The 26928-nt window shown below is 57.7% G+C and carries 26 protein-coding genes and 1 tRNA gene; 13 read left to right on the forward strand and 14 right to left on the reverse strand.

Features of this window, described 5'->3' with window-relative positions; translation table 11 throughout:
* The first annotated feature begins 1 nt into the window (after position 1).
* Together BMZ67_RS12595 and BMZ67_RS12600 are read left to right on the forward strand one after the other, a co-directional pair.
* A complete protein-coding gene (locus BMZ67_RS12595) occupies positions 2 to 1198 on the forward strand; it encodes a methanobactin export MATE transporter MbnM (protein ID WP_092023118.1) in 1197 nt (398 codons plus the stop codon).
* Between the two features lie 8 nt (positions 1199 to 1206).
* Positions 1207 to 2406: a hypothetical protein gene (locus tag BMZ67_RS12600; protein WP_139214375.1), complete on the forward strand. Its 1200-nt coding sequence runs from the start codon at positions 1207 to 1209 to the stop codon at positions 2404 to 2406.
* On the opposite strand, the gene BMZ67_RS12605 is transcribed toward BMZ67_RS12600, so the two are convergent.
* Positions 2367 to 3728, reverse strand: coding sequence for an MFS transporter (locus BMZ67_RS12605; RefSeq protein ID WP_175481917.1), 1362 nt, complete (start codon positions 3726 to 3728; stop codon positions 2367 to 2369). The two genes, BMZ67_RS12600 and BMZ67_RS12605, sit on opposite strands and share 40 nt — an antisense overlap.
* A gap of 57 nt (positions 3729 to 3785) precedes the next feature.
* Here BMZ67_RS12605 and BMZ67_RS12610 point away from each other — a divergent pair, with 57 nt between their 5' ends.
* A complete protein-coding gene (locus BMZ67_RS12610; protein ID WP_092023124.1) occupies positions 3786 to 4832 on the forward strand; it encodes a lipid A deacylase LpxR family protein in 1047 nt (348 codons plus the stop codon).
* A gap of 10 nt (positions 4833 to 4842) precedes the next feature.
* Here the strand turns inward: BMZ67_RS12610 and BMZ67_RS12615 are convergent, their stop codons facing one another.
* The gene (locus BMZ67_RS12615) at positions 4843 to 5484 is read right to left on the reverse strand and encodes an MBL fold metallo-hydrolase (protein WP_092023126.1); all 642 of its coding nucleotides are present in this window, start codon (positions 5482 to 5484) and stop codon (positions 4843 to 4845) included.
* 125 nt (positions 5485 to 5609) lie between these two features.
* Entirely contained in the window at positions 5610 to 6092 is a 483-nt protein-coding gene (locus BMZ67_RS12620) for a winged helix-turn-helix transcriptional regulator (RefSeq protein WP_092023128.1), read from the reverse strand.
* Positions 6093 to 6193: 101 nt separating this feature from the next.
* Here BMZ67_RS12620 and BMZ67_RS12625 point away from each other — a divergent pair, with 101 nt between their 5' ends.
* From BMZ67_RS12625 to BMZ67_RS12635, 3 genes are read left to right on the forward strand one after another with little or no spacing between them, the layout of a single operon-like run.
* The gene (locus BMZ67_RS12625; protein ID WP_092023130.1) at positions 6194 to 6940 is read left to right on the forward strand and encodes an SDR family oxidoreductase; all 747 of its coding nucleotides are present in this window, start codon (positions 6194 to 6196) and stop codon (positions 6938 to 6940) included.
* A gap of 10 nt (positions 6941 to 6950) precedes the next feature.
* The gene (locus BMZ67_RS12630) at positions 6951 to 7541 is read left to right on the forward strand and encodes a 2-hydroxychromene-2-carboxylate isomerase (protein ID WP_092023132.1); all 591 of its coding nucleotides are present in this window, start codon (positions 6951 to 6953) and stop codon (positions 7539 to 7541) included.
* A gap of 38 nt (positions 7542 to 7579) precedes the next feature.
* Complete coding sequence (locus BMZ67_RS12635; protein WP_092023134.1) at positions 7580 to 8401, forward strand: acyl-CoA thioesterase; 822 nt, start codon at positions 7580 to 7582, stop codon at positions 8399 to 8401.
* 13 nt (positions 8402 to 8414) lie between these two features.
* Here BMZ67_RS12635 and BMZ67_RS12640 read toward each other — a convergent pair whose 3' ends face one another.
* On the reverse strand, positions 8415 to 9029 hold the full coding sequence (locus tag BMZ67_RS12640; protein ID WP_092023136.1) for a TetR/AcrR family transcriptional regulator: 615 nt from the start codon (positions 9027 to 9029) through the stop codon (positions 8415 to 8417).
* Positions 9030 to 9188: 159 nt separating this feature from the next.
* Between BMZ67_RS12640 and BMZ67_RS12645 the strand changes: the two genes are divergently transcribed.
* Positions 9189 to 9629, forward strand: a complete 441-nt coding sequence (locus tag BMZ67_RS12645; RefSeq protein ID WP_092023138.1) for a hotdog fold domain-containing protein — start codon at positions 9189 to 9191, stop codon at positions 9627 to 9629.
* Between the two features lie 251 nt (positions 9630 to 9880).
* On the opposite strand, the gene BMZ67_RS12650 is transcribed toward BMZ67_RS12645, so the two are convergent.
* Positions 9881 to 9957, reverse strand: a tRNA-Arg gene (locus tag BMZ67_RS12650).
* A gap of 83 nt (positions 9958 to 10040) precedes the next feature.
* Here BMZ67_RS12650 and BMZ67_RS12655 point away from each other — a divergent pair.
* Together BMZ67_RS12655 and BMZ67_RS12660 are read left to right on the forward strand one after the other, a co-directional pair.
* Entirely contained in the window at positions 10041 to 10739 is a 699-nt protein-coding gene (locus BMZ67_RS12655) for a TIGR04283 family arsenosugar biosynthesis glycosyltransferase (protein ID WP_245749965.1), read from the forward strand.
* Positions 10726 to 11376: a TIGR04282 family arsenosugar biosynthesis glycosyltransferase gene (locus BMZ67_RS12660; RefSeq protein ID WP_092023142.1), complete on the forward strand. Its 651-nt coding sequence runs from the start codon at positions 10726 to 10728 to the stop codon at positions 11374 to 11376. The genes BMZ67_RS12655 and BMZ67_RS12660 overlap by 14 nt, the downstream gene beginning before the upstream one ends.
* A gap of 22 nt (positions 11377 to 11398) precedes the next feature.
* On the opposite strand, the gene BMZ67_RS12665 is transcribed toward BMZ67_RS12660, so the two are convergent.
* Entirely contained in the window at positions 11399 to 14254 is a 2856-nt protein-coding gene (locus BMZ67_RS12665; protein ID WP_092023144.1) for an insulinase family protein, read from the reverse strand.
* 23 nt (positions 14255 to 14277) lie between these two features.
* Positions 14278 to 14577: a hypothetical protein gene (locus tag BMZ67_RS12670; RefSeq protein ID WP_092023146.1), complete on the reverse strand. Its 300-nt coding sequence runs from the start codon at positions 14575 to 14577 to the stop codon at positions 14278 to 14280.
* 392 nt (positions 14578 to 14969) lie between these two features.
* Here BMZ67_RS12670 and BMZ67_RS12675 point away from each other — a divergent pair, with 392 nt between their 5' ends.
* Together BMZ67_RS12675 and BMZ67_RS12680 are read left to right on the forward strand one after the other, a co-directional pair.
* The gene (locus tag BMZ67_RS12675; protein ID WP_092023148.1) at positions 14970 to 16955 is read left to right on the forward strand and encodes an SDR family oxidoreductase; all 1986 of its coding nucleotides are present in this window, start codon (positions 14970 to 14972) and stop codon (positions 16953 to 16955) included.
* Positions 16956 to 17203: 248 nt separating this feature from the next.
* Entirely contained in the window at positions 17204 to 17806 is a 603-nt protein-coding gene (locus tag BMZ67_RS12680; protein ID WP_092023150.1) for a peroxiredoxin, read from the forward strand.
* A 66-nt stretch (positions 17807 to 17872) separates the two neighbouring features.
* Here BMZ67_RS12680 and rnt read toward each other — a convergent pair whose 3' ends face one another.
* Complete coding sequence (gene rnt, locus BMZ67_RS12685) at positions 17873 to 18502, reverse strand: ribonuclease T (RefSeq protein WP_425434243.1); 630 nt, start codon at positions 18500 to 18502, stop codon at positions 17873 to 17875.
* Positions 18503 to 18583: 81 nt separating this feature from the next.
* The gene (gene pyrC / locus BMZ67_RS12690) at positions 18584 to 19630 is read right to left on the reverse strand and encodes a dihydroorotase (RefSeq protein WP_092023154.1); all 1047 of its coding nucleotides are present in this window, start codon (positions 19628 to 19630) and stop codon (positions 18584 to 18586) included.
* A gap of 138 nt (positions 19631 to 19768) precedes the next feature.
* On the opposite strand from pyrC, the gene BMZ67_RS12695 reads away from it, so the two are divergent.
* Positions 19769 to 20677: a flagellar protein MotY gene (locus tag BMZ67_RS12695; RefSeq protein WP_092023156.1), complete on the forward strand. Its 909-nt coding sequence runs from the start codon at positions 19769 to 19771 to the stop codon at positions 20675 to 20677.
* Between the two features lie 5 nt (positions 20678 to 20682).
* Here BMZ67_RS12695 and BMZ67_RS12700 read toward each other — a convergent pair whose 3' ends face one another.
* Positions 20683 to 21609 (reverse strand): histone deacetylase family protein, encoded by a 927-nt coding sequence (locus BMZ67_RS12700; RefSeq protein WP_092023158.1) that lies wholly within the window; start codon positions 21607 to 21609, stop codon positions 20683 to 20685.
* Positions 21610 to 21843: 234 nt separating this feature from the next.
* Here BMZ67_RS12700 and BMZ67_RS12705 point away from each other — a divergent pair, with 234 nt between their 5' ends.
* Positions 21844 to 24588: a bifunctional acetate--CoA ligase family protein/GNAT family N-acetyltransferase gene (locus BMZ67_RS12705; protein WP_092023161.1), complete on the forward strand. Its 2745-nt coding sequence runs from the start codon at positions 21844 to 21846 to the stop codon at positions 24586 to 24588.
* A gap of 16 nt (positions 24589 to 24604) precedes the next feature.
* On the opposite strand, the gene rdgC is transcribed toward BMZ67_RS12705, so the two are convergent.
* The 4 genes from rdgC to BMZ67_RS12725 all read right to left on the reverse strand — a co-directional run bounded on the left by rdgC (position 24605) and on the right by BMZ67_RS12725 (position 26926).
* Positions 24605 to 25534: a recombination-associated protein RdgC gene (rdgC, locus tag BMZ67_RS12710; RefSeq protein WP_092023163.1), complete on the reverse strand. Its 930-nt coding sequence runs from the start codon at positions 25532 to 25534 to the stop codon at positions 24605 to 24607.
* A 99-nt stretch (positions 25535 to 25633) separates the two neighbouring features.
* On the reverse strand, positions 25634 to 25834 hold the full coding sequence (locus BMZ67_RS12715; RefSeq protein WP_092023165.1) for a DUF2788 domain-containing protein: 201 nt from the start codon (positions 25832 to 25834) through the stop codon (positions 25634 to 25636).
* A 46-nt stretch (positions 25835 to 25880) separates the two neighbouring features.
* Positions 25881 to 26651 carry a peroxide stress protein YaaA gene (yaaA, locus tag BMZ67_RS12720; RefSeq protein WP_092023167.1) on the reverse strand — a complete coding sequence of 257 codons (771 nt, stop codon included), beginning with the start codon at positions 26649 to 26651 and terminating at the stop codon, positions 25881 to 25883.
* A 38-nt stretch (positions 26652 to 26689) separates the two neighbouring features.
* Positions 26690 to 26926 (reverse strand): glutaredoxin family protein, encoded by a 237-nt coding sequence (locus BMZ67_RS12725; RefSeq protein WP_092023169.1) that lies wholly within the window; start codon positions 26924 to 26926, stop codon positions 26690 to 26692.
* Positions 26927 to 26928: the final 2 nt, after the last annotated feature.

A 26928-nucleotide genomic window follows, 5' to 3' on the forward strand; every position in this document is an offset into this window, starting at 1 on the left:
GATGCGGACAACCTTAGCGTCCCATCGTTCCCGCCCCGGCCAGCTGCTCCTCCTGCTGTTGATGACGGTGGGGCTCGCTGGCTGTGGTGGCGACGGTGAAACGACTTTTGATGATGGCTCGCTAACAGCGACTGCCTTTGACTGGCGCGTGCCGGCTGGCACGCCACTGCCGGTGGAGCCGCTGGATAATCCCATGTCTCAGGCCAAGTTTGAACTTGGTCGGCATTTGTTCTACGACCCGCGGCTGTCCGGTAACGGGACCCTGGCCTGCGCAGGTTGCCACCTGCAAAGCCTTGGCTTCACGGATGGCGTCGAACGCTCGTTGGGGTCCACCGGACAACAGCACCCACGCAATGCCCAGCCGTTGCTGAACGTGGCTTACCACTCCACCAAAACCTGGGCCAACCCGTCACTGCTGACCTTGGAACAACAGATCCTTGTGCCGCTGTTTGGCGAATCTCCGGTCGAGCAAGGGCTTTCCGAGACCAACCTTGAACAGGTCTTGGACCGGTTGCGAAATGACCCGGTCTATCCACCGTTATTTGAAGCAGCGTTTCCGGAAACCGGGTCTCCGATCGACACCGGGGCAATTGTCAAAGCACTGGCGTCCTTTGTGCGGGGTATGGTGTCGTTCGAGACCGCCTTTGATCGTTTTGAACGGGGGGAGCTGGCGGCGTTGTCGCCCAGTGCCCGGCGCGGCCGCACCCTGTTCTTCAGTGAAGAGCTGGAATGTTTCCATTGCCACGGCGGTTACAACCTCAGTGACTCTACCCTTGACCGAACCATGAGTTTTGTTGAGCGGCCGTTCCACAATACCGGCCTGTTCAACATTGCCGGTACGGGGGATTACCCGGCAGATAACCAGGGGATTTTCGAGGTGACCGGCGACCCGTCGGATATGGGCAAATTCAGGGCGCCCTCGTTACGCAATATCGCGCTTACCGCGCCCTATATGCATGACGGCAGCATGGCGGACCTGGCGTCGGTATTGGAGTTCTACGCCGCCGGGGGCCGTCTTATCAGTTCCGGACCTGAGGCTGGAGACGGCCGTTTGAACCCGTTCAAGGACGGCTTCGTCAATGGGTTCGCCATGACCGAGCAGGACAAGGCAGACCTGCTGGCTTTTCTGGACAGCCTGACCGATTTCTCGTTCATCAATGACGCCCGTTTTTCAAATCCCTGGGAGGTTAGCCAATGAGGATGTTCATGCTGAGAGTGGTTTGGCCATTGGTTATGCCCAGCCTGGTGTTTGCCCATGCCGGGGAAAACCATCGCCGGGAGGCAGCAGCGCCCGGCCTGACACTGGACGCCGGCATTTCCACGACCTACCGGAGTGGGACAGCCATACCTGAGGACGGGGTATGGCAGGTGCCGGGGATTCTCATGGGCGGGGATGCTCATGGCGCCGATGAGGCATTCAACCTCGACAGCGCCAATATTCATCTATTGTGGGTAGGACCCCAGGGCGGCTACGCATCCCTGGATGTAGGCTCCCACCATGATGGCGAGGTGGAACTTGAGGAAGCCCGGCTCGGATATAAAGTTGCAGACGCATGGCCGGTAGTTCTGGAAGGCGGCAGGATGAAAGCCCGGTTCTCCCCGGAAAACCTGGGGCATGCCTATGCGCGGCCATTCAGTGAGAACAACCTTGTTTACGATGCCTTTTATGGGGGCCATTACGCCGACGATGGGGTTCGCCTGAAGACCCTGCCACTACCGGGTCTGGAACTGGGCATCGAGGCGTGGCGGGGTGACCATTACCCGGCAACCAGCGGCGGCGACGGCATGGCGCAGGATGCCTATATCCGTTGGCTGGCTGGTAGCGGGGTGTGGCAACTGGAAATGGGCGCCTGGGTGATGCTGGCTGATGCCAATGAGCGGCCAGATGATCGTCTGGTTGGAGGGCATGCCCATGGGGCCAGTGCGGATCAGAATACCGATCTGGTTTTCTCGGGCAACCAGGACAGTGCCGGTGCCCGCTTTTCTCTGGCCAGGCAGGAGCCCGGGGGCTGGTTGTTTGCCCTGACCGGCGAGGTGGTTACCGTCGATGTGGAAGGGGAGTTAAAAGATACTCTTCGCCAAGCTCATCTTGAAGGGGATTACCTGGGCTGGTGGGTTCAACCGGAATTGGGTTGGCAAAGGCATGCTCTGGCTGTTCGCTACGCCCAACTGACCCTGGACAACCACCTGGTTGGAGCCGGGGGAGCGATTCTTGCGGACGAGGCTGGGCTCATGTCCACCGGGACTGACCCTGACTGGCTGGGGGTGAGCTATCGCTACCAGCTGAGGGATGGGCTTGGTGTCCGTGCGGAGTGGACCCGGAACCGCTCGACCGGTACTGAGGAGGAGTACATCGGTCTCGGCATCTATTGGGCGCAGCGGCTCTGGTCGTCCTCGGGCGGTTGATGGAAGGGGCGGGCTTGCAGGGCGAATGCCAGCACAACCAGGATGCCCAGACTACCGGCCAGGACCAGCAAAAAGGTGTAGCTGGTGGTCTGGGCAATCACCCCGCCAAGCAATCCGAACAGACCAGCGCAGACCACCTGGATAGACGCCTGAAGTGTGAAGTCTGTGCCTTCCCACCCAGCCCGGCACAGCGCCATCATGACTGCGAACAGAGCAACCGTGGAGGCGCCATCCGCAGCTTGTTCCAGAATGCCCAGGCTGTAGACCAGGGCGGGTGCCGTGCCGTATTTGGCGGCAACGGCCCAGGCTGCCACGGTTATCGCCTGGGCCAGTCCCAGGTAGATCAGGCTGCGGCGGCTACCCAGTAGCTTGTACAACCAACCACCCGCGATTGCGCCCACGATGCCAGTCAGTGTGGAAACCAGGGTGAAGGTGCCGATGTCGGACTTGCTCCAGCCGCCATCGGTCAGCATGGGGCGTATCATGCCGGAGCCCATGGCATCCGCAACCTTGTAGGTTGCCAGCAGGGCCAGCCAGGGCAAAATGCCGGGTAAACGGAGGAGCCCGGTGAGGCCTTCCCGGAACGACGGTGCCGATGGTTCAGTGATTGCCAGGGGGCGCTGAACCTGGGTTGCCCCGGCAACCAGCCCATAGCTGAGTAGCAGTAGCAGCACCGGCACCGAGAGTGCGGCACTAAAGCCGAGTTGCTCAGCCAGCACCAGCAGTAGGGCCCCACCGACGAGCATGCCGGTTTTGTAGCCCGCTACCTGTATGGCGTTGGCCAGCCCCCGCCATTGCACCGGGATCCAGCGCACCGCGAGCCCATCGGTAACCACGTCCTGGGTTGCCATCAGCACATTGATTACAAGTACCAGGCCAACCACCATGGCCAGCCCAAGATTGCCCATCGATATCCCTATCAGGGCCAGAAGTCCCAGAGCCCCGGTTGCAGCGAGCTGGAGCCGGGTTATCCACCGCAGCGGCGGGGTTCCGCGCTGCAGGCTTCGGTCAATGGCGGGCGCCCACAGCGCTTTAAGCACCCATGGCAGGGCCAGTAACTTCAAGGCGCCAATCCATGCCAGAGACACCCCGGCTTCACGCCAGAATACCGGCAGGGCGTGGGCGAATAGCCCAGAAGGCAACCCCTGGGCAAGGTACAGCGCGGCCAGTACTCCCCATTGTGCGGTTAAAGGCTGGCTTGAGTGGGTGGCAGACGTGGGTGCTGGGTTGGTCATTGGTCGCAGTTTGGTGTGAGGGCGCGGGCTATGTTCCTTTAATGACAGACCGGGCGCAATATCCCATAGTTCATAAAGGGGTCTCATGCCCATTCCGGGGCTGGAGGCGCAGAGTGGTGATGGCATGTCGTGCGGGGAACCGTTATGAACCGTGTCAAAGTAGCGGCCGTCTGTCTGCTGGCTGGGCTTGTATCGATAGCCTGTGCCGAGCCTCGCTTCGATGACGAGCGCCAGGTCTGGGCGCTCTCCATCGACAATGACTTCTTTGCGCCCGGACAAACGGACCGTGATTTCACGGGTGGGTTGGCTATCACTTACTCCGGGTTTCGGGGGCTGCGATTCTGGCGGCCGCTGGATCGGTTGCTGGCGTGGACCGATGAAGCGGTAGGTGCGGATAATGCGATGCCTGAACCGGTCCTGGTGACGCCCTCCATTGAACTTGGCAGCTATGGCTTCACCCCGGACGATATTGAATCGCCGGGCGTTGTCGTTGATGACCGGCCTTATGCCAGCCTCGTTTACTTCACTGCCGGACGTACCTACTGGGACCGCATCAGTGGCGACGCCTGGACGTCGTCCTTGACCTTCGGCGTGCTCGGGCTGGACGTCTTTGAGTCGGGCCAGAGACAGGCCCATCGGATATTTGGCAACAAGGATGCAGCAGGCTGGGCCCATCAGATTTCCGATGGTGGCGAACCAACGTTGCGATACCACCTGGCGTTCCACGACTCGTTGCTGGATCAGTCGCCATCCGCTAAGCTCAAAGCCACCTACTATCTGTCGTTGGGCTATTTGACCGAGGCCGGATTAGCGCTGAGCTATCGTAATGGTTTGATCTCGTCACCAGACCACCGTTTCAATCCGGAGCTGACGTTCTACGGCGAGCGCGTCAGCGAGGGCAACTCGGGATCTGTCCAGGGCAATGAAAGCTATTTCTGGGGAGGGCTCGCCATCAAGGCGAGGGCGTACAACGTGTTCCTGCAAGGTCAGTTCCGGGACAGTGACCACACCCTTGATCGAGATGACGTCCGCTGGCTGCTGGCCGAAGCCTGGGTGGGCTATACCGCGTCCCTCGGGCGGGATTATTCGTTGAGCTACCTGCTGCGTGCCCAGTCGTCTGAAATTTATCATGGTCAGGGTGACCGGGCGCTGGTTTGGGGCGGTCTTGTGCTCAGCCGGGTATTCCGGTGAGCATGGGGGGTTAGCCCCAGCGATCCGAGACGAACGGGTTGGTTGCGCGCTCGGTGCCGAAATCGGACATTGGGCCGTGGCCGGGAATAAAACGGATGCCATCACCCAGTGGGAACAGCTTTTCACGAATGGAGCGGATCAGGGTGTCGTGATCGCCCTTTGGAAAGTCCGTGCGCCCAATGGACCCTTGAAAGAGCACGTCACCCACCAGGGCAAGGCCCGTTTCCGGCTCGTAAAAAACCACATGGCCAGGAGTGTGGCCGGGGGTATGAATAACCTTCAGTTCAACCTCACCAACGGTCACGGTGTCGCCGTCTTCCAACCACCGGTCCGGGGTGAACACGTCCGGAACCGGAAAACCAAACATCTGGCCCTGCTGTGGCAATGCCTGAATCCAGAAATCATCTTCCCGTTGCGGACCTTCAATGGGTAAGGCCAAGTCCTGGGACAGCTCGGCGGTGCCGCCGGCATGATCTATATGGGCATGGGTCAGCAGGATTTTTTCGACGCTTACGCCTTCTTCGGCAATGGCTGCCTTGATGCGATCCAGGTCACCGCCGGGGTCCACCACGGCCGCTTTACTGGTTTTTTCACACCAGATCAGGGTGCAGTTTTGCTGGAAGGGGGTAACCGGAATAATGCGATATTTCATTGCGTCGAATGTCCGTGAACATAGGGAGCCGGCAGTGTATTACGCAGACGCAGGTGTTTCAAATGGCGGCGGAGCACCACACCGAAACCAGCATTCTGGGGGGCGGGAGTCGTGGTTGGGTAAGCTCACTCTGTACGCGGGGTTTTCACGACCCCTTCCCACCCGGCACCTACTTCTACTCGAATATCACGTGCCGTAACAGGCTCACCACAGTGAGAGCATGTAGTCACCGGTGACATTCGGTGTCCGCAGGATTTGTGGATGTGTATCAACGGAGCGCCATGCTCATCATCGGTCATGTAGGTGTTGCCCCAGTGAACCAGAGACATGATCACTGGGTGCAGGGCCAGGCCTTTTTCTGTAAGGCGGTACTCCTCCCGGCGAGGTTTCTCCTGATACGGGGTTTTGACTAAAACGTCATTCTGCACCAGTTTCTTCAATCGGTCCGTCAGCACATGGCGTGTAATACCGAGCCGGCTTTCAAACTTTTCGAACCGCCTCACACCGAGAAAGCAGTCTCTCAGGATGATCAATGTCCAGCGATCCCCGATCACCGAAAGGGTTCTCGCAACAGAGCACGGCTCTTGATCCAAATGTTCCCAGCGCATGATTTGATTTCCCTGACCTTAGGGATTTATTTTAGCTTGACAAGTTCTAAAAAGGAACTGACTATTTGTTGGTTCCAAAAAAGAACTTTGGGTAAATTTCCATGAAGAAGAACGATCAAAAACCTGTATCAAAGGTAGCTGTGGTCATCGGTGCTGGCGATTCGACGGGTGGTGCAATCGCAAGGCGGTTCGCTCGAGAAGGGTATACGGTTGTTGCAACACGACGTCATGAGGATGCGCTAAACCCACTTGTTCAGGAAATTGAGGCAAGTGGGGGCTCGGCAGTCGGGTTTGGTTGCGACGCTCGTGACGAAGCAGCCATGGGAGCACTGTTTTCAACGATTGAAAACGAGATCGGGGAAATCAGCGTGGTTGTATTCAATATCGGCGCAAACGTGCGCTTTTCGATAATTGAAACCACGGCCCGTGTTTACCGCAAGGTATGGGAAATGGCAGCGTTCGCGGGATTTCTTGCCGGCCGAGAGGCAGCCCGGGTCATGGTCCCGAGGGGCCGAGGAACCGTCATTTTCACAGGTGCAACGGCGTCGCTCCGTGGCGGGTCGGGTTTCTCCGCATTTTCCGGTGCCAAGTTTGCCCTTAGGGCCTTAGCCCAGAGTATGGCCAGGGAGCTGGGCCCCAAAGGTATCCATGTGGCCCATGCGGTTATTGATGGTGCGATAGATACGGCATTTATCCGTGACAGCTTCCCTGAACGATATGCTTTGAAAGAGCAGGGCGGGATTCTTAACCCTGAGCATATTGCAGAGCAGTATTGGCAGCTTCACCAGCAGTCCATGGACAGTTGGACGCACGAACTGGATCTGCGGCCATGGATGGAAACCTTTTGAGGAGAGTGTCATGGCAAAGACGATAGATTTTTACTTTGATGTAGGAAGCCCAGCGAGCTACCTGGCATGGACACAGCTGGCCAACCTAACCGACGCAACGGGAGCCGAAATCTCCTGGAAGCCAATGTTATTGGGCGGTGTGTTCAAGGCAACCGGGAATAGCTCCCCGGCAGTGATTCCCACGAAATCCAGGTACAACCGTATGGATATGTACCGTTTCGCCTCACACTACAACGTGCCTTTCAACTTCAATCCCTACTTTCCTGTCAACACCTTGTACCTGATGCGGGGAGTGGTCGCCTATCTTGGAACTGCTCAATTTGACCGCTATCTGGAGGCCATTTTCAACGGAATGTGGGTGGAGGAAAGGAACCTCGGCGATAGTAAGGTTGTTGCAGAAGTGCTTGCCAATGCAGGCTTCGACCCTAATGACACTCTTGCCCAATGTGAAGATCCGGCAGTCAAGGCGCGCCTGAAGCAGTTGACGGAAGAGGCTGTTGAGCTAGGCGTGTTTGGTGCTCCGACGTTTTTTGTCGGGGATGAAATGTTTTTTGGGCAGGACCGCCTGGAGCAGTTGAAAAGGTATCTGCTCTCGAACTGAACGCTTAACCAATGCACTTGTGTTATGAAGGCTCAACTATGAATCAGAAAACTGCTCTCCACGCATTTGATCAAGCCGTGGCGCTGGAGTCCGTCGGGACTGACACCTTTTGTGGGCGCTCCCCTGAAGCTTACGCCAATATGGTGGGCCCTTACGGCGGGATTATTGCTGCTACGTTATTGAATGCGGCTCTTCAGCATGACGAGCGCCAGGGAGACCCCATATCCATGACGGTCAACTTCGCCGGCCCGGTGACTGACGGGGGCTATCAGGTTGTTGCCTCGGCTCGACGAACCAATCGCTCCACCCAGCACTGGTTTATTGAACTTTCCCAGCAAGGTGTTGTGGCAGCGACTGCGACTGTGTTGCTCGCAGTACGTCGGGATACGTGGGGTGACACTGAAGTATCCATGCCCCATGTCCCTCCTTTCGAATCTATTGACCGACTCGATATTGGACGGTACCTGACCTGGGTTAAGAACTATGATTTCAGAGTGGTGCAAGGGCATTTCGACCCCGGTGGGGCTATTGAGGACACCGGTGACTCGTTGACGAGACTCTGGGTTAAGGACCTGCCGCGACGGCCGCTGGATTATCTTTCTCTAATGGCAATCAGCGATTGCTTTTTTCCAAGAATATTTGTTCGTAAGCAACAACGAATGCCGGTTGGCACGGTATCACTGACCACATATTTTCATGCTGATAGGGACAGTCTTGCCCGACAGGGCGACCGGCCACTATTGGCTGAGGCCCATGCTCAAAGGTATAGCCAGGGGTACTTTGACCACACAGGAAAGCTGTGGGGGGAAGATGGAGAGTTGCTCGCCACGACTCACCAAATGGTTTATTTCAAAGACTGAGAGTTCTGTCCCGTCAGCCCTGAAGTGAGCGCCAGGCAGCGGCTGCAAGTTGCTCACGGAAGTCGCTTGGCGAGGTCTGAACCCTTCCGGAGAGCCAAGCCCTGCAGTAGTTTTCCGAAGCCCCGATGATCAGGGACGGCAGCAACTCGAAAGGCGCAGAAATCTTGACGCCGGAGGTATCTACGGCCCCGAGCTTCTCCTTCAGCCCCTTTAGCTGCCTGGCGTTTCGTTCCGCCAGGGCATGTCGGTGGGGGCCTTTTGCGACTGAGGCGCGAGCCTGAAACTGGAATCTTGCCCATTCCGGATTCTGTACGACCCAGTCGACGTAGCTGATCACGAGAGCAGAGACGAAGGCCTCCAGGCTTCTAGCCTTGTCCAGATAATGCTCGAAGAACTCGTGCTGATCATCCAGCACTGTGAAAAAGAGCGCGCCAAGAATCCCCTCCTTATTACCGAAATGATGGTAAATCGCGCCAACACTCGCTTCACAGCGGGCTCTGATTGAATCAATGGTGGTGGCTTCGATCCCTGTTTCGTTAAAGCAGGCCAAGGCCTGCTCGAGTATTTCGCGCTTTAAACCCGCCCTACGACCTGGAAAGCGTCTTTCCAGGATACTGAGTTCATTCATAAGTTCTTCGCCACCTGAGTTGGCTAACTGGAGCCCTGTTGAGGATGTGCATTCTAACGCTTGACGCGAACGCACTAAACAGAATAATGTTCTCTAACAGAATAATACTCTGTTTAGTGTGTTTAATAACCAATGATCAGGAACAATGGAGAGATCCCTATGAGTCAAGCCCTTGCCGCATTCAATGCCTTTGGAGCTGAAAACTTCTCGAACATGGTGTGCCAGCAGGCGCCGTACTTCAGCACCATCAGTCCGGAATTGACCGAACTTAAACCTGGCTTGGCCGAAGCCCGCGTTCCTTTCAGGAAGGAAATAACCAATCACCTGGGGACCGTTCACGCCATTGCGATGTGTAACGTCGCCGAACTGGTAGCTGGGTTGATGACCGATGCCTCTATTCCCAGTGATGGAAAATGGATTCCCCAGGCGATGACGGTTAACTACCTGGCGAAAGCAAAGACGGATTTGCGAGCGGTCGCCAATGGCGATTCGATTGACTGGGAAACCACAGGTGAAAAGGTCGTGCCTGTTGAGGTCTTTAATACTGAGGGCGATAAGGTGTTTACTGCGCAAATCACCATGAACGTGAAGGTTGGCTGAATGCGCTGAGCGCTAACAATGTCGTGATAAAAGTGGGGCGACTTTTACACACTGTTTTAGCGCGACCGTCGATTGCTTGGCGCCCTTGAACATGATCCTCAGGAGTCGATGCAGAACTGCAGTTCCTGCTGTAGGCATGAATGTTCAGTGTTGTTCCGGGACACAACGGTTGGAACTCAGCGGGCCAGGCCCGGTCGATGAAGTTTTCTATAACCGTTGGGTAGTTTTCTATGCGGGACTAGAAGGGGGAATGGTACCCCCGGCAGGACTCGAACCTGCTACCTTCCCCTTAGGAGGGGGACGCTCTATCCAGATGAGCTACGGAGGCATTGCGCGATGAAGGCCGGTATAATAGCGGGCCGGGCGCCATCACTCAAGGTGGACCTCCAATGCTCGTGGCGGGAGGCCAGTTTGTCGGAGTTGTTTAAGGTTAGTGTGGTTATGCCGGTGTGGCGGGAAGAAGCCAGCATTGAGGTCGCATTGACTGCTTTGCAAGCACTGCGTGAGCAAGGGCATGAAGTGATTGTGGTGGATGGCGGCAGCGACGACAGGACCGTTGCTTTGGCTACGCCGCTGTGTGACCGTTTGGTGGTCTCAGCGCCGGGGCGGGCACTCCAGATGAACGCGGGGGCGGGTTGTGCCCAAGGGGAGGTGCTGCTGTTTTTGCATGCCGATACCCGCCTGCCACCTTCTGTCATTCCGCACCTTGAGAAGATTCGTTCTGGCCGACGTGTCTGGGGACGGTTTGACGTTCGGCTAAGTGGCCAGCGCTCCATGTTCCGGGTCATCTCGGGGTTCATGAACCTTCGTTCTCGGTTGACTGGAATTGCAACGGGAGACCAGGCCATGTTCGTTCGCCGGGATGTGTTTGAGGCACTGAATGGCTTTGCCCCCATTGCCCTGATGGAAGACGTTGAGCTTTCCAGTCGCCTACGGCTGGTTTCCCGACCTTACTGTGCCCCAGATCCGGTGATTACCGACAGCCGGCGCTGGGAGCAGCATGGCACCTGGCGTACTATTTTTCTGATGTGGCGTCTGCGCTGGCGCTATTGGCGGGGAGAATCCCCAGACTCCCTCGCGAAGGCATACCGTTCCGATGTCCGAAACTAATCCTTTCCAGAAATCGCCCGTTTTAATCATTCAATTTGCCAAGTGGCCCCAGGCGGGCAGGGTCAAGACCCGGCTGGTTCCTGCGCTCGGGGAACAGGGGGCGATGGAGGCCCATATCTGTTTGAGTCTTCAGGTTCTCGACAATCTGTCCAAGTCTGGGTACCCGCTCCAGTTGTGGTGGGATCGCCCACTGGACCAGCCACCAATCGAAGCGCAGTCTTTATTAGCGAAACTGTCGCTGGTCGGTGCCGAGCAGTGTTTCCAGTCTGGCGAAAACCTTGGCGAGCGTATGTCCCGGGCTTTGGCGGAGGGGCTGACCCAGTACCCGCGAGTGATCATTGTGGGTAGCGACTGCCCGTCGGTGAACGCGGGGTATATCGATGAAGCCCTTCTGGCGTTGGAGCAAAACGACGTTGTGCTGGGCCCATCGGATGACGGGGGCTATGTCTTGATTGGGACAAGGAAAGTTGTGCCTGATATGCTCGCCAACATCCAGTGGGGGACAGACCGTGCCTTGGCAGAAACCGTTGAGCGGCTAACCGAAAACAAGTTAACGGTGGCTCTGTTGGAAACCCGGTGGGACGTGGATGAGCCCGACGACTGGCAACGTTTCTTGCGCGAGTCGCCGGGCTTCTGAAGTTGGAAAGCGGGGCCGGGCGTTAGCCCTTCGGTACCCGTTGCTGCCCGGTCAGGGTGGAGGTGATGGGCGTATTGTCCTGGGCCTCTCGTGAGGTGGTCGCCCGGAGAGCCCGCTGACGCTGTTCCAGAACGGCGCGGTAGGTTGCCATCAGTGTCTGATGGCTGACCTCGCCAATGGCGTCCACCAACTGCTCCCGGGTATCAAAGTGTGTGTTAGCCCGGTCGATTTCCTGCCAGTAGCGGTTGGAGGCATCCCCCAGCTTGCGGTCCTGATCCAGCAAGGTGCTGATGACGGCGAGCTTCTCCCGGTTCAGTGTTTCAGTATCCATCTCTCCTAGCAGGGCCTCAAAGGCGCTGGTGAACTCCCGTACTGCCTGGTCAATGTCGTCAGCGCTGGCTTCCGGTGATTGTACCACCAGTCCCAGGGCAGGGGTGTCCAGCATTTCGAAGGAGGTGGCGTAGACAATGTAGCCCAGCTGGCGCTGTGTCCGGATCTCTTCGTAGAAAGGCCCGCTGATGATTTGACCCAGCAAACGGAACCGCGCTCGTTCCGGGTAACCGGTATTGTTGCCCTGAAGGTAGAGGGTATAGCCCGTGTCCGGGTGCTGGACTTCCAGGCTCACATCGGTTTCACCATCCGGCAACCGGCGAACGCCACTGCGGGGAACGGAAACTGGCTGGTTGTCGGTGAGCAGCAATGCCTGGACCTGACGGGTAATGTTGAGGGCAGAGGCTTCGGTCAGGTTGCCGTGGGTCAGCATGACCGGGTCCAGTTGGGTGACAAATTGATCAGCAAACGCCTGCAAATCGCTGAAGGTGATCGCTTCCGCTTCTGCCAGCCGCGCCTGCACGGACCAGGCCCCTTCGAGCAGCATTGTCTGGACGAACTCACTGGTTTGTTCAACAGGCCGTGCCTGGGCCTTATTGCGGAGGTCATCCAGCAGGTTGCGACGGGCAATCTGGAATCGCTGTTCGGTCAGGGTCGGATGAGCCACCTGGACCAGGATTCGGGTCAGCAGGCTGTGGAGCTTATCGCTGTATCCGCCAACTCGAATGGTGATGCCGCGAAGGTGGGGGTAAACGCTGTAGTCCAGCCCTGCAAGCCGTGCCGGATAAGCCCAGGCGTTGAGGCTGCTGTTGATGGCATCGACGTAGAGGTTGGTCAGCACCGAATTGCGTGCAGAGGCACGGGCAATAGGGGAGCGAAGGCTCAGGTAGATGTTGGCCTTCGGTGTCTCAAACCGGGTGTCCCTGGCGTACCAGAGTGGGAAGTTTCCGGAAGAGGTCAGTGCTTCCGGTTTCATCATGGTAGCACCGGTGACCAGACTGAGGTCTTCGGGGATAAATGGGTTGGGGTCCGGCAGCGCCAACTGACGGCTCAGCGCCACAGGAGCCCGGTCGGACGCCATGTCTGATACTGCCAGAGACTGAATGGTATAGGCCGTATCATACCAATGAGTTCGCGGCGCAGACTCCTCCAGAGCGTTCTGGGAAAGAACTGAGACCAGCACGTTTTCAGGCGTCAGGTGATTCAGAACCGCTTTGTAGCCCTCAGGGTCATACTGCGCCATCATCCAGGGTGCCCTCAGCACATCCTCGGGAGCAACTTCCGCGAGTTGCATGGACAGCCCGGTTACTTCATGAATGGGGTCCTGGCGTTCTTTGAAGCGAAAGCCAATCTCCGCCAGCTGTTTCATTTCCTCAAAGCGGGCCTCGCTGATGCCCTGTTCTCGGACCCTGTTGATGTAGGCAAAGGTCAGGCTGAGGATCTCGTCCTGATGGGACATGCCTTCAGGCGTCAGGTCCATACCAAGTTCCAGGGTCGCCTCAATGCCAGTATCTGTGCCCGCACCAGCGGACAGGCTTTCCACCCAGCCGCGATTTTTCAGCACATCCAGCAAGCTGCCGGGGCCTTCGTGGCCGAGCAGGTTGGCCACATAGCTGGCGGGCTTGGTGCGGTAATGGTCACGTTGCGAAGGGATGGGGAACGACAGGGTCAGATTACGGATGTCGCGCAGGGCCTCCACTTCAAGCTTTGCCGGTAGCTGCTCTGGCTCGAACAATGGCTGGTCGTGGCTGATCGCAGTCAGGCCCCGGTTTTCGATAGCGCTGAAACGGGGGCGCACCATGGCTTCAAGCTGGTCCAGCGATTGTGGCCCGATCACCACCAGGGTCATCAGGTTGGCTGAATACTGTTGCTGCCAGAATTGCACCAGGTCCGGGCGAAGTGGGCGTTCCTCGCTGTCTTCCAGTGTGGTCAGGTTACCAACGGCATAGTGGGAGCTCGGATGCGCCGGGTTCAGCGCCTGCTTTCGCGCGGAGTAAAAGCGGCGACCGTCTTCCTGAATCTTGGCGGTATATTCGGAGTGCACGGCCCGGCGTTCCCGCTCGACCAGGTCAGGGGTGAACAGTGGTTCGGAAAACTGCTGGGCGAACCGGTCGAGGGCGGCTTCCAGGTGGTCGGCCTGGATGTCAAAGAAATAGTTGGTGTCCTGGAACGCCGTAAAGGCGTTGTGTTCGCCGCCATGGCTCTTGATGAACTGCTGGTACTCACCCGGCTCTGGGTATTTCTCGGTGCCTAGAAACAGCATGTGTTCCAGAAAGTGCGCCATGCCCTCCCGCCCAATGGGGTCATTACCGCTTCCGACCTGCACGTTGAGAGAGGCGGCAGCCTTTTCGGAGTCCGGCGCAGACGCGAGCAGCACTCGCAAGCCATTATCCAGCTCAACAAAGCGGTAATCATTGCGGTCATTAGGACTTTTGACCGGGATAACGGAGCCGTTCGCGGAGATGGCCAGGACAAGCAGGCAGAGAAAACTGAGCAGCTGTGCCGCTACCGAACGGCCCTCAGGGCGTGGTTTCCGGGTATGACGCATTGTGTGTTCCCGTTACTGGATGGTCAGTGGATGATGGCGTTGCGGGTGCTTTCCGGTTGCTGGTCCAGGGTCTTGCGAGCCAGTTCCGCAGCAGCGCCAGCGTCAAGCTGGCCAGAGGCTATTCGCTCAAGCACCGATGCCATGACCGCAACCGATTGACGATACTCCGCAAACTCCGCCTGGAAGGCCGTGTCGATGGCTTGGTAGACCGCCTGGATTTTCTGCTCCCGGCTGGCCTGGTCAGAGGCTGCATCGTTGATGGCCTTGAGGCAGGCACGGGCTATAGCGATGTAACGTTGGGCATTAGGATCTGACTTGGACATGAAAAGTTCCGACTAAAGGTGAGTTTTATCCAACTTACGGACAGATGGTGCTCCATGGTTAGGATTATGTCATTGCTGAGAGCCGGTTTCATGTCGGTATTGCTGCGATCGTTCCGGCATCGCCAGCGCAGGGCTTTGTGCTAGTCTCAGAGGACGTGCCTTTACTTGAGGCACGGTTTGCCCGCTGTCCAAAGTAGCACTTTTTAGAGTTGTTGCTCTAATTAAATCAATGACATAGAGAGCAAAAGCTCTAATAAAGTTCGATACTTGTAGGCTGCACTAAAGTACAATGCGAACCGTTTTAGGGGTCAACCAAACGCTTGTTTAAGGTTGAGGCATGCCTTGCGGCATCGCGAAAAAAATAACAGAGCATTAGTCAGGATGGATATGCAATGAATTATTTTTTGACGGGTGGTACTGGGTTTATCGGACGTTTCCTGGTGGACAAACTGTTGGCCAGGGGTGGTACGGTTTACCTTTTAGTCAGGGAACAGTCCGTAGACAAACTGGATCGTCTGCGGGAACGCTGGGGTGCGGATGCGGACCGGGTCCGTGCAGTAACCGGCGACCTGGCCAGCCCTGGGCTGGGCATTCAGGATGCAGTGCTTAACGACCTGAAGGGAAACATTGATCACTTTTTCCATCTTGCTGCGATCTACGACATGGGCGCAGATGAAGAGGCGCAGCAGGTTGCCAACATTGAGGGTACTCGTAATGCCCTGGATGCGGCCAAAAACCTGAACGCGGGCTGCTTCCACCATGTTTCCTCCATCGCAGCGGCGGGCCTGTTCCGCGGTACCTTCCGAGAGGACATGTTCGAGGAAGCGGAGAAACTCGACCATCCTTACCTGCTGACGAAACACGAATCCGAGAAGGTTGTTCGTGAAAGTTGCGAAGTGCCGTTCCGCATCTATCGTCCCGGAATGGTGATTGGCCATTCCAAAACCGGTGAAATGGACAAGGTTGACGGCCCTTACTACTTCTTCAAGATGATTCAGAAGATTCGTCATGCACTGCCGCAATGGGTTCCGACCATCGGCATCGAAGGCGGTCGCCTGAACATTGTCCCGGTGGACTATGTGGTGGATGCCATGGATCACATCGCCCACACAGAAGGCGAGGATGGCAACTGTTTCCACCTGGTGGACCCTGAGCCCAACAAAGTGGGTGAGGTTCTCAATATCTTCTCGGATGCCGGCCATGCTCCCCGGATGGCCATGCGGATTGACTCCCGCATGTTTGGCTTTATTCCGCCCTTTATTCGTCAGAGCCTGAAGAACCTGCCTCCGGTCAAACGGCTGACCGGTGCCGTGCTTGATGACCTGGGCATTCCACCTTCGGTGTTGTCTTTCATTAACTACCCGACGCGCTTTGACGCTCGTGAAACCGAGCGGGTCCTGAAAGACAGTGGCATCGAGGTGCCGCGTCTTGAAGACTACGCCGCAGTGATCTGGGACTTCTGGGAACGTAACCTGGATCCAGACCTGTTCAAGGACCGCACGCTGAAAGGTACCGTGGAAGGCAAGGTCTGTGTGGTAACCGGCGCTACGTCCGGTATCGGTCTTGCGGTTGCGGAAAAGCTGGCGGAAGCCGGCGCCATCCTGGTCATTGGCGCCCGTACCCGGGAAACACTGGATGAAGTGGCTGCAAGCCTGGAAGCGAAGGGTGGCAATGTCCACGCCTATCAGTGCGACTTTTCCGATATGGAAGACTGCGACCGGTTTGTGAAAACGGTCCTGGACAACCACGGCAAGGTGGATGTGCTGGTGAACAACGCGGGTCGTTCCATCCGCCGTTCGTTGGCGCTGTCGTTCGACCGTTTCCACGACTTCGAGCGCACCATGCAGCTGAACTACTTCGGTTCTATCCGGCTGATTATGGGATTTGCTCCGTCCATGCTGGAGAACAACCGTGGCCACGTAGTGAACATTTCCTCGATCGGCGTACTCACCAACGCACCGCGCTTCTCGGCGTATGTGGCGTCCAAGTCTGCGCTGGATGCGTTCAGTCGTTGTGCCGCGGCGGAGTGGTCTGACCGCAACGTGACGTTCACCACCATTAACATGCCGCTGGTGAAGACGCCTATGATTGCACCGACCAAGATCTACGATTCGGTGCCCACCCTGACGCCGGAGGAAGCCGCGCAAATGGTGGCGGATGCCATCGTTTACCGGCCCAAGCGCATTGCCACCCGCCTGGGTATCTTCGCCCAGGTCATGCACGCGCTGGCACCGAAGATGGGTGAGATCATCATGAATACCGGCTACCGGATGTTCCCGGATTCTGCGGCTGCTGCTGGCAGCAAGTCCGGCGAAAAGCCGAAGGTGTCCACAGAGCAGGTGGCTTTCGCGGCAATCATGCGCGGAATCTACTGGTAAGTGGCTCCATAAGGGCGTACACGCGCCCTTCGGTGACCCGTTTGAATGACGAAAAAGCCCCGCAACTTCGGTTGCGGGGCTTTTTCGTTCCTGTCAACGTGGAGCTGTCACGGTAGCCTGTGTATAGTTCCTGCAGCGGGTTGAATTAGCTGTTTTCACCCCTATATCTCTCGCTGACTAGATTCAGTAAGCCTGGGCTGTCAGGCCCGGGTGTTATCCACAACCAATAACCAAATGGAGATTGAACCATGGGCGTACTCGTAGGCAAACCGGCTCCTGATTTTACCGTTCCAGCCGTACTGGGCGATGGCACCATCGTTGACTCGTTCAACCTGGCGGACGCTATCAAGGGCAAGCCGGCCATCATTTTCTTCTACCCGCTGGACTTCACGTTCGTATGCCCGTCCGAGCTGATTGCTCTGGATCACCGTATGGATGCCCTGCGCGAGCGTGGCGTAGAAGTGATCAGTGTTTCCATTGACTCCCACTTCACCCACAACGCATGGCGTAACACCCCGGTGAACGACGGTGGTATCGGTCCGGTCAGCTACATCATGGCTGCCGACATGAACCACGACATCAGCCGCGCTTACGACGTTGAGTCTGAAGGTGGCATGGCTTACCGTGGCGCTTTCCTGATCGACAAGGAAGGCATGGTTCGTTCCCAGATCGTTAACGACCTGCCGCTGGGCCGTAACGTGGATGAGCTGGTTCGTCTGGTTGACGCGCTGCAGTTCCACGAAGAGCACGGCGAAGTATGCCCGGCTGGCTGGAACAAAGGCGACAAGGGCATGAACGCGTCTCCGGACGGCGTGGCCAAGTACCTGTCTGAGAACGCCGAAGGCCTGTAATTGACGCCTGGTGTTTGATGTATAAAAAAACCCGCAGCTTCTGCGGGTTTTTTTATGGGGCTGGGTTCAGCCTTCGAACTCGTCGTCCAGCACGGGCGGAGGGAAGCCCCCAAGGTCGCGCCAGCGGTTGACGATGCCGCAGAACAGGTCCGCTGTTTTCTCGGCGTCGTAGGCTGCCGAATGGGCTTCCTTGTTGCTGAAGGGGATACCCGCAAGTTTACAGGCCTGGGCCAGAACCGTATGGCCATAGGCCAGGCCGGCCAGGGTCGCCGTATCAAAAGTCGAGAACGGGTGAAACGGATTGCGTTTGATGTCTGCCCGCATTGCGGCGGCAAACAGGAAGTTGTGGTCGAAGGTGGCGTTATGGCCGACCAGGATCGCGCGCTTGCAGTCGTGCGCCTTAACAGACTTTCGAATGGGGCTGAAGATTTCGCTCAGCGCTTCCGTTTCCGGGACGGCTTCGCGGTCCGGGCTCCAGGGGTCAATGCCCGTGAAGTCGAGAGCCGACTGCTCCAGGTTGGCGCCTTCAAATGGATCAACGTGCTGAACGTAAGTCGCTTCGCGTCTTAGTGTGCCGTCCTCATCCATGGTCAGCAGGACTGCCGCAACTTCCAGCAGAGCGTCAGTGCGGGCATTGAAACCGCCGGTTTCCACATCCACCACCACAGGCAGATAGCCACGAAAACGGGTGGACATGGGGTGGGGCGCTTGTTGATCGTCAGTCACATAGGCTCCTGAGAATTCGGATTGATAAATAACGGGGCTGTTCGTTGTGGATTACCGCTCGGAATCCGCCAGGGACCACCTGAGTTGCTCGCCCGCCCTCAGGGGGACGATGTCGCCGCCTGCCAGGGGGAGGGACTCGGGCATGGTCCAGGCTTTCCGGACCAAGGTAATGGTGTCCTGGTTGCGTGGCAGGCCATAGAAGTCTGCACCGTTGAAGCTGGCAAAGGCCTCGAGCTTGTCGAGGATGCCCAGGTCTTCAAAGATTTCGGCATACAGTTCAATGGCGCCGTAAGCCGAGTAGCAACCGGCACAACCGCACGCCGTTTCCTTGCGATCGCGGGCATGAGGTGCCGAATCGGTGCCAAGGAAAAAGCGGGGGTTGCCGCTGACCACCGCATCCTGGAGGGCCTGTTGGTGCCGATTGCGCTTCAGGATGGGCAGGCAATACAGGTGTGGACGGATGCCCCCCACCAGCATGTGATTCCGGTTGTACATCAGGTGCTGCGGGGTCAGTGTTGCGGCCAGGTTGGCGCCGGTGTGGTTCTGGACAAACTCGGCGGAATCCGCGGTGGTGATGTGCTCAAGGACAACCTTGAGACTGGGGAAGCGCTCGAGTGTCGGCGCCAGGACCCGATCAAGGAACACCTTTTCCCGGTCAAAGATATCGATTTCGGTGTCGGTTACCTCACCGTGCACCAGCAGGAGCATACCGCACTCGGCCATGGCCGCCAGCACATCATCAATATTGCGGATGTCGGTGACGCCAGAAGCGGAGTTGGTGGTCGCTCCGGCAGGGTAGAGCTTGGCGGCGACGATGCCGGCTGCATGGGCTTCCCGAATGTCGTCGGCGGTTGTTGCCTCGGTGAGGTAGAGCGTCACCAGGGGGGCAAAGTCATTCCCTTCTGGGCGGGCGGCCAGGATGCGCTCACGATAGGCCAGGGCTTGCTCGGCCGTTATCACGGGTGGAACCAGGTTAGGCATGATGATGGCCCGACCAAAACAGCGGGCGCTGGCAGGGACGACGTCATTGAGGATGTCCCCATCACGGACGTGGAGGTGCCAGTCATCAGGGCGGGTTATGGTCAAGGTGTCGGTCATCGAAAGCTTCCTGGTCCAGTTACACGAACGGCGTGAGTATACCAGAAGGCGTTTTTGATTGGTGGTGGATTGGTGCTAAAGAAAACGGGTTGCTTGCCGTTAAACCTCCTGTCACCGGATTTCATTGGACAAGACCCCATGTTCAGGAAGAAAACAGCATCGATTATCCTCGCTCTGGGAGTAGCGGTCGGAGCGGGACCCGCTTCAGCGGGTACCTACGGTGCGGGAATCGAAAACAGCCAGTGGTATCTGGCGGAGTCGGTCTTTGGCTGTTCTCTGACCCATGAGGTGCCGGGTTATGGTAAGGCCGTGTTCAATCACCGTGCCGGCGAGTCAATGACGTTCTACCTGGAATCGGATATCCCGCTGATGCAGCCCGGTCGGGGCCGGGTAGTGGTCGAGGCACCGGTATGGCGGCCGGGAACCGCCCCCAGAAATGTCGGGGATGTGATGGTCTCTGACGGGCCGAGGCCGGTCTCCCTGGGCTCGCGGGAGAGCATGGTGCTGGTCCAGGGCCTGTTGTCCGGTATGGCGCCGACGGTGACTCGTGCTGCCTGGTATGGCAGCGAGCCTGTGAGGGTTCAGGTGTCTAACATTAATTTCGCCAACCGGTATGCCGCGTATCGTCAGTGCGTGGGTGGTTTGTTGCCGGTGAATTACGACCAGATAAAGCGCTCGCGCATCCCCTTTGCTGCCGGCAGTAGTGACCTGTCCGATGCCGACCGGCACCTGTTGGATAACATCGCCACCTATATCCTGGCGGATAGCACGGTAGAGCGTATCTTCGTGGATGGTCACAGCGACCGTTACGGTAGCCGGATTACGAACCGCGCCCTTTCTGAGGAGCGGGCGAATGTGGTTGCTGAGTACCTTCAGTATCAGGGGGTGCCCGAGGACATGATTACCGTTCGTGCCCACGGGGACCGCTTTCCTGCATCTTCCCGCGCGGCGGACAACCGGCGTGCGACCATCCGCCTGCAACGGCAGGGTGAACGGCCGGAGATGCAGCAGGCAACCGGCTACGGTGGCTCACCCAGCAATGGCTAATGGGGCTAGCGTATGGCCACCAGCCCTTCGAGGTGGGCACACACGCTTTGCGCCAATGCCTTCGGGTGATAACCCCCTTCCAGCGTAGAGACCAGGCGGTCGTTGGCGTGATCGTGTGCCACGCTGGTCAGCATGTCGGTCAGCCAGCGGTAGTCCTCTGCTTCGAGGTTAAGCTCCGCCATCGGGTCGAGCCGGTGGCCGTCGAACCCTGCTGATACCAGCACCAGTTGAGGGCGGAAGTCCTGCAGCCGGTGCAGCCAGTCTCCTTCCACCCTCTTGCGGTATTCTGCGGCAGATGCGCCGGCCTCAATCGGCGTGTTGATGATATTGCCGGCTTGCTGGTAAACGTGCGAGTGCGGGTAGAACGGGTGCTGGAAACTGGAGCACATCAGTATCCGTTCATCCCCACCAACAATATCAACGGTGCCGTTGCCCTGATGCACGTCGAAATCAACGATGGCAACCCGTTCCAGCCCGTGGAAATTCAATGCCCTCATGGCCGCCAGGCTGATGTTGTTGTAGAAGCAGAATCCCATCGACTTTGAGCGTTCGGCATGATGACCCGGGGGGCGAGCGCACACGAACGCGTTTGTCACCTGGCTGCTGAGCACCATATCCACCGCTTCGATATTGGCTCCGGCGGCCAACTTTGCGGCCCGGAGCGTGTCCGGCATCATGGCGGTGTCGGGATCGGTGAAGACCCGGCCCTGGGTCGGCTGCATCAGGTCGAGCTGATGAAGGTATCGTTCCGGGTGTACTGACAGCAGCTGGTCCCGGGTAATCTCACCAGGTCTGATCCAGTCCAGCGCCTGTTCCAGTTCGGTGTCGGCGAGGTAACTGATGATCGCGGCCAGGCGATCGGGGGACTCCGGGTGCTCGGGCCCCATATTGTGCTTGGCACAATCGTTGTGGCTGAAGAACGCTGTTGTCATGTCGTATTAACTATGTGCCGCTTGAAGAGTTCTTTTATTTTGCCCCATGTTAGCAGGGAACAGGGGCAGTCGCCCCGTTTCTTTGGTCGTATTCGTGCTGCGACCATCGGGCCAACTCGGGAATTACCGAATCATCACAAACTTTTGATGGGATTATCGTTTCACATCAAGTCATGAATGCCTAAGATAAGGTAAAACACGGCGCAACAACCTGATCCGAAGGGAGTTCTGACCTTGGGTACCCGTTACCTGGAAAGCCTTTTTAATCCTACCTCCATTGTTGTTGTCGGTGCCTCTGAGCGGGCGGACAGCCTCGGTGGCATGGTGCTTCGTAACCTGATGAGTGGTGAGTTCCCGGGCCGCCTTCTGGTGGTGAACCAGAACGATTACAACGACGTTCACGGGGTGCCCTGCGTCAGGAAAGTCTCGCGCATGGGGTTTGTTCCAGATCTTGCGATCGTGTGTACGCCGCCAGATACCGTCCCCAAGATGATTCGCCGATTGGGGGAAGAGGGGGTGCGTACGGCCATTGTCATGACCGGTGGTATGTCACGGGCGCACAGTAAAACCGGCCAACCGCTAATGTATTCGGTGCGCGATGCTGCCAGAGAAACAGGAATCCGGATCCTGGGCCCCAATACGATTGGCCTGATGGTGCCGGCACGTAGCCTGAATGCCACTTATGCCCATATGGGCGCTTTGCCTGGCAAGGTGGCCTTCATCGGGCAATCCGGAACCATTGCCAGTTCGGTCATTGACTGGGCCTTTGCCCGGGGTGTTGGCTTTTCCTACTTCCTCACCCTGGGTGACGGCATGGACATCGATCACGATGACTTGATCGACTACCTTGCTCAGGACAGCAAGACACGAGCCATCCTGCTTCATATCGAGAACATTCCCAATGCCCGTCGATTCATGTCGGCGGTCCGGGCAGCATCCCGTACCAAGCCCGTGATTGCGGTGAAGAGCGGCCGGGTGCCGGAGTCGGAGTGGTTCCCCTACGACTTGCCCGCCGGGCTGCACCGCTCAGATCCGATCTTCGACGCCGTGCTTCAGCGCGCCGGTGTATTACGGGTGGATGGCTTGGGCCAGATGTTCGATGCGCTGGAAACCCTGACTCGCATGCGGCCATTGCGACAGGAGTCGTTGGTGGTGATGGCCAATGGGGTTGGCCCCGGGGTCTTGGCAGTGGACCGTCTGGCCCATTCCGGCGGGAAACTGGCGAACCTGTCCCAGAAAACCGTTGATGAACTGGCCGAGCTGCTGCCCGACTTCTGGACCCGACGAAACCCGATAGACCTGAACTACGATGCCTCGCCGGAGCTTTACGCCAAGGCCATCAAGATCCTGGCAAGGGACCCTGAGGTGGCGAACATTCTTGTGTTGTATGCCCCGAGCCTGACCGAGGATAGCCTGCAAATTGCCGATGCGGTTGTGCAGGCGGTCAAGGGAACCCGGCTCAATGTGCTGACCTGCTGGCTGGGCCAGAGCACCGTGCTGGACGCCAGGGAAGAGTTTTACCGCGCAGGCATTCCGTCGTTTTTCGCACCGGAAAAAGCGGTCAAGGCGTTTATGCAGCATGTGAATCACCAGCGAGTGCAGCGCCTGCTGGCGGAAACACCGGAGTCGTTTACTGACCATTTTGCCGACCACACCCGCAGCCGCAAGATGGTGCTCAGGGCCTTGCGTGCCAAACGGATGATGCTGTCCAACAAGGAGGCCCGGGAGGTCTTGCGGGATTACGGCATTCGTACCATTGATACCGTGTACTGCGATGATGTGGAAGAGGTGATTGAAACCTTCTCCGTCGAACGGAGGCCGGTTGATGTCACGCTGGTTCACGAGCAATCCTGTCACCCCTTTATGGAGCAGAGCACCGGGCGGGGGCGCTATAAGTCGACCATCCAGGGGTTGAGCAATGAGCCGGCGATCATCGATTCCTGCAAACAGCTCATGGACGAGTATCAGAGACACTTCCCCGACAGCGGTTTCCTGGGGTTTGCGGTCCAGCGCTCCTCTCAGCATGTGGGCGGGGTGGAGTTCAGTGTTGGCATTACCCGTGACGCCAACTTTGGTCCGCTGGTGGTGTGTGGCGCGTCTGGCGCCCAGATCAACGTCATCACCGACCGCCAGATCGCCTTGCCGCCTCTGAACATGGTGCTGGCCCGTGAGCTGTTGCGCCGTACCTATATGTACAAGCTGTTGCAGGAATACAGCTTCCACCCGGAAGAGGACATACGTGCGGTATCTGAAACCCTGGTGACCCTGTCGCAAATCGTGATTGATATTCCTGAGATCAAAGGGCTCGAGATTTCCCCTTTGCTGTTCAACAATCAGGGGGCGATTGCAGTGGATGTGGCCATTGATCTGTCCGAACAGGCCGGTCGCCCGATTATCCAGCCCTACCCACGGGAGCTTGAAGAGTGGATCCTGCTGCCAAAATCCGGGCGTCGGGTGATTATCCGGCCGGTACTGGCGGAGGATGAGCCTGCCCATCGCGTGTTCCATCAATTGCAGTCGCCCGAATCCATTCGTTACCGGTTCTTCCAGTACCGCAAGCATTTCTCCCGGGAAGATGTGGCCCAGATGGTGCAGATCGACTACGACCGGGAAATGGTGTTTATCGCCAATGCACCGCGGGAAGACGGCAAAGGGGAGGAGACCTTGGGAACGGTACGGGTGTGGACCGATGCCGATAACCTGCGCTGTGAATTCGCGGTCATGGTGCATGACAACATGAAAGGCGAAGGGCTGGGGCTTGCGCTGATGCAGAAAATGATCGACTACTGTCGTTCCAGGGGCACTATGGAAATGGTCGGCAATGTGTTGCCAGACAACCGACCCATGCTGACGCTGGCGGAACAGCTGGGGTTTGAGGTGACCTACAACCGCGACGAGGAAATCATGGACTTGCGGATGGTGCTGAATGAACCGGAGAAAGACTGGCAGCGGGAACGCCTGCGTACGACGTCCCACTGACGGTCAGGTTGAGGCGTCAGGCAGCCTCGACAATCGCGGAGCGGTCTTCGCCCCCCAGTGCTTCGAGAAGCCCGGGAATCAGCCTGGCCAGCTCCAGGGTCATCAACGAGAATGCAGCATCGAAGCGGGCGACGGCGTCATCAGCCTCGACGTCGTCAAGCTTTTCCTGCAGGGTGTCGCCAAACTTCAGTCGGCGGATGCCCAGCTCTTCATCCAGAATGAAGGACAGGCTGTCTTCCCAGGTCAGGGCCAGGCGCGTGGCCTGCATGCCAGCATCCAGGTGGCTGCGGATTTCGTCGCCCTGAAGGTCCAGTCCCTTGCAACGAACTACACCACCGTCTTCTGAGGGGTCTTTCAGTTCACATTCGTCGCCCAGGGTCAGTGACGAGGGAACATCAATAGTTTCGTTGAGCCAGCCGGTCAGAGTGAAGGTGGGAGCCTGCTCAACGGCGGGTGGCCGCACGGGCAGGGAGCCAAGGCTTTTGCGCAGGGCCGAGGCCAGGTCTTCAGCCTGTTTGGCGGAACTCGCATCGACAATCAGCATGCCGTCTTTTGGCGCCAGATAGGCGTAGCAGCGACGGTTCTTGGAGAAGGCTTTGGGGAGCATCTCCAGCATAACCTGTTCCTTGAGCTCGTCTTTTTCCTTGCGAGGCACTTTTCGGCCCTGTTCAGCCTCGATCATCTCGACCTTTTCTTCAACCAGTTCTTTGATCACCGGCCCCGGCAGGATCTTTTCTTCCTTGCGAAGGGTGACCAGGTGATAGCCGCCGGCACTGTGGACCAGCTGCTCACCATGTTTGCCCAGAGGTGGAACCCAGCCCTGGCGGGTGGTTTCCTGCGGGCCACAGGGCTTGAAGACATCTTCCAACAGTTTTTCTTCCAGCGCTTCGGCAGTGATGTCAAACGGCTTGGTGAAGCGGAAAACGCGCACGTTGCGAAACCACATGGTGATCAGGTCCTCTTGAGTAAGATCATCCCGAAGCAAACGACGGGGAGTGAAAAAAGGGAAGGCATCATACGGCCACCCTGCGGCGGCCGTAAAGAATCATATCTGCATGATTTCGACCAGAACGGTTTTGACAATGAACCCGAGTACACCGGCACCGAGTACGGTGAACAGGGCAATTGTGCCGAACTTTCCGGCTTTGGATTTTTTGGCGAGGTCCCAGACAATGAACCCCATCCACCCGATGAGGGCGGTCAACAGTACTGACATTGCCAGTTGGGAAAAAACAGCCTCACTCATGGCAGCTCCTGGACGTTAGAAAGTAGGTATTACGGAAATCGAGAAATCAGTCTTCCCGACGCAAGAACATCCAGTTGTCCTGGTCAGATTGCTCGGGACTGAAGCGGTAGCCCTCGAGGTCAAAGCCTTTGAGGTCATCCGCCTGGGTGATCCGGTTTTCGATGGCGTAGCGGCACATCAGGCCTCGGGCTTTCTTGGCGTAGAAACTGATCATCTTGTACTGGCCGTTTTTCCAGTCCTTGAACTGCGGCGTGACCAGCCGGCCAGCGAGGGTCCTCTTGCGAACGCTCTTGAAGTACTCGTTGGAGGCAAGGTTCACCAGGACGCCATCATCCGCGGCCAGAAGGCGGTTCAATTCGTCGGTAATCTGGTTGCCCCAGAAAGCGTAAAGATCCTTGCCCCGGGTATTCTCAAACTTGGTGCCCATCTCCAAACGGTAGGGTTGCATGAGATCGAGGGGTTTCAGTATTCCATACAGCCCCGAGAGCATCCGCAGATGCTGCTGGGCGAATTCGAAGTCGGCTTCTTTGAACTGTTCTGCTGCCAGCCCGGTATACACATCGCCCTTAAAGGCCAGGATGGCCTGACGGGCATTGTCGGGGCTGAAAGGTAGGCTCCAGGTCTGGTAACGGTCGGCGTTCAGCTGCCCAAGTTTATCGCTGATGTGCATCAGGTTGCTGATCTGGTGGGGCTCAAGGGTCTTGAGCTGGTCGACCAGTTCGCAGGCTTCGTCCAGAAAATCCGGCTGGCTGTAGCGCTCAGTCGCCAGTGGGCTGTCGTAGTCCAGAGTTTTCGCTGGAGATATCACCATCAGCATAGGGGGTGTCCTCAAAAGCTGGAATGCATCGTTACGGGCTAGTTGCCAAGGAAGGCCAGCAGCTGGTCGCGATCAAACGGCCAGTCCAGTTCTTCGCCGGTATCGTTGCGGCGCAGTACCGGAATTCGCGTGCCGTACTGCTCCACCAGGGCGTCAGACTGGGCAATGTCCACGGCATCGACCGGTATGGGAGCCGGCATGGGGGTATTGATGAGCAGAGCCTCGGCAAGCTCACACAAATGGCATTGTGCCGTGGTGTAGAAGACCAGTTCCATGA

The sequence above is a fragment of the Marinobacter zhejiangensis genome, from assembly GCF_900114775.1.
Classification (GTDB): domain Bacteria; phylum Pseudomonadota; class Gammaproteobacteria; order Pseudomonadales; family Oleiphilaceae; genus Marinobacter; species Marinobacter zhejiangensis.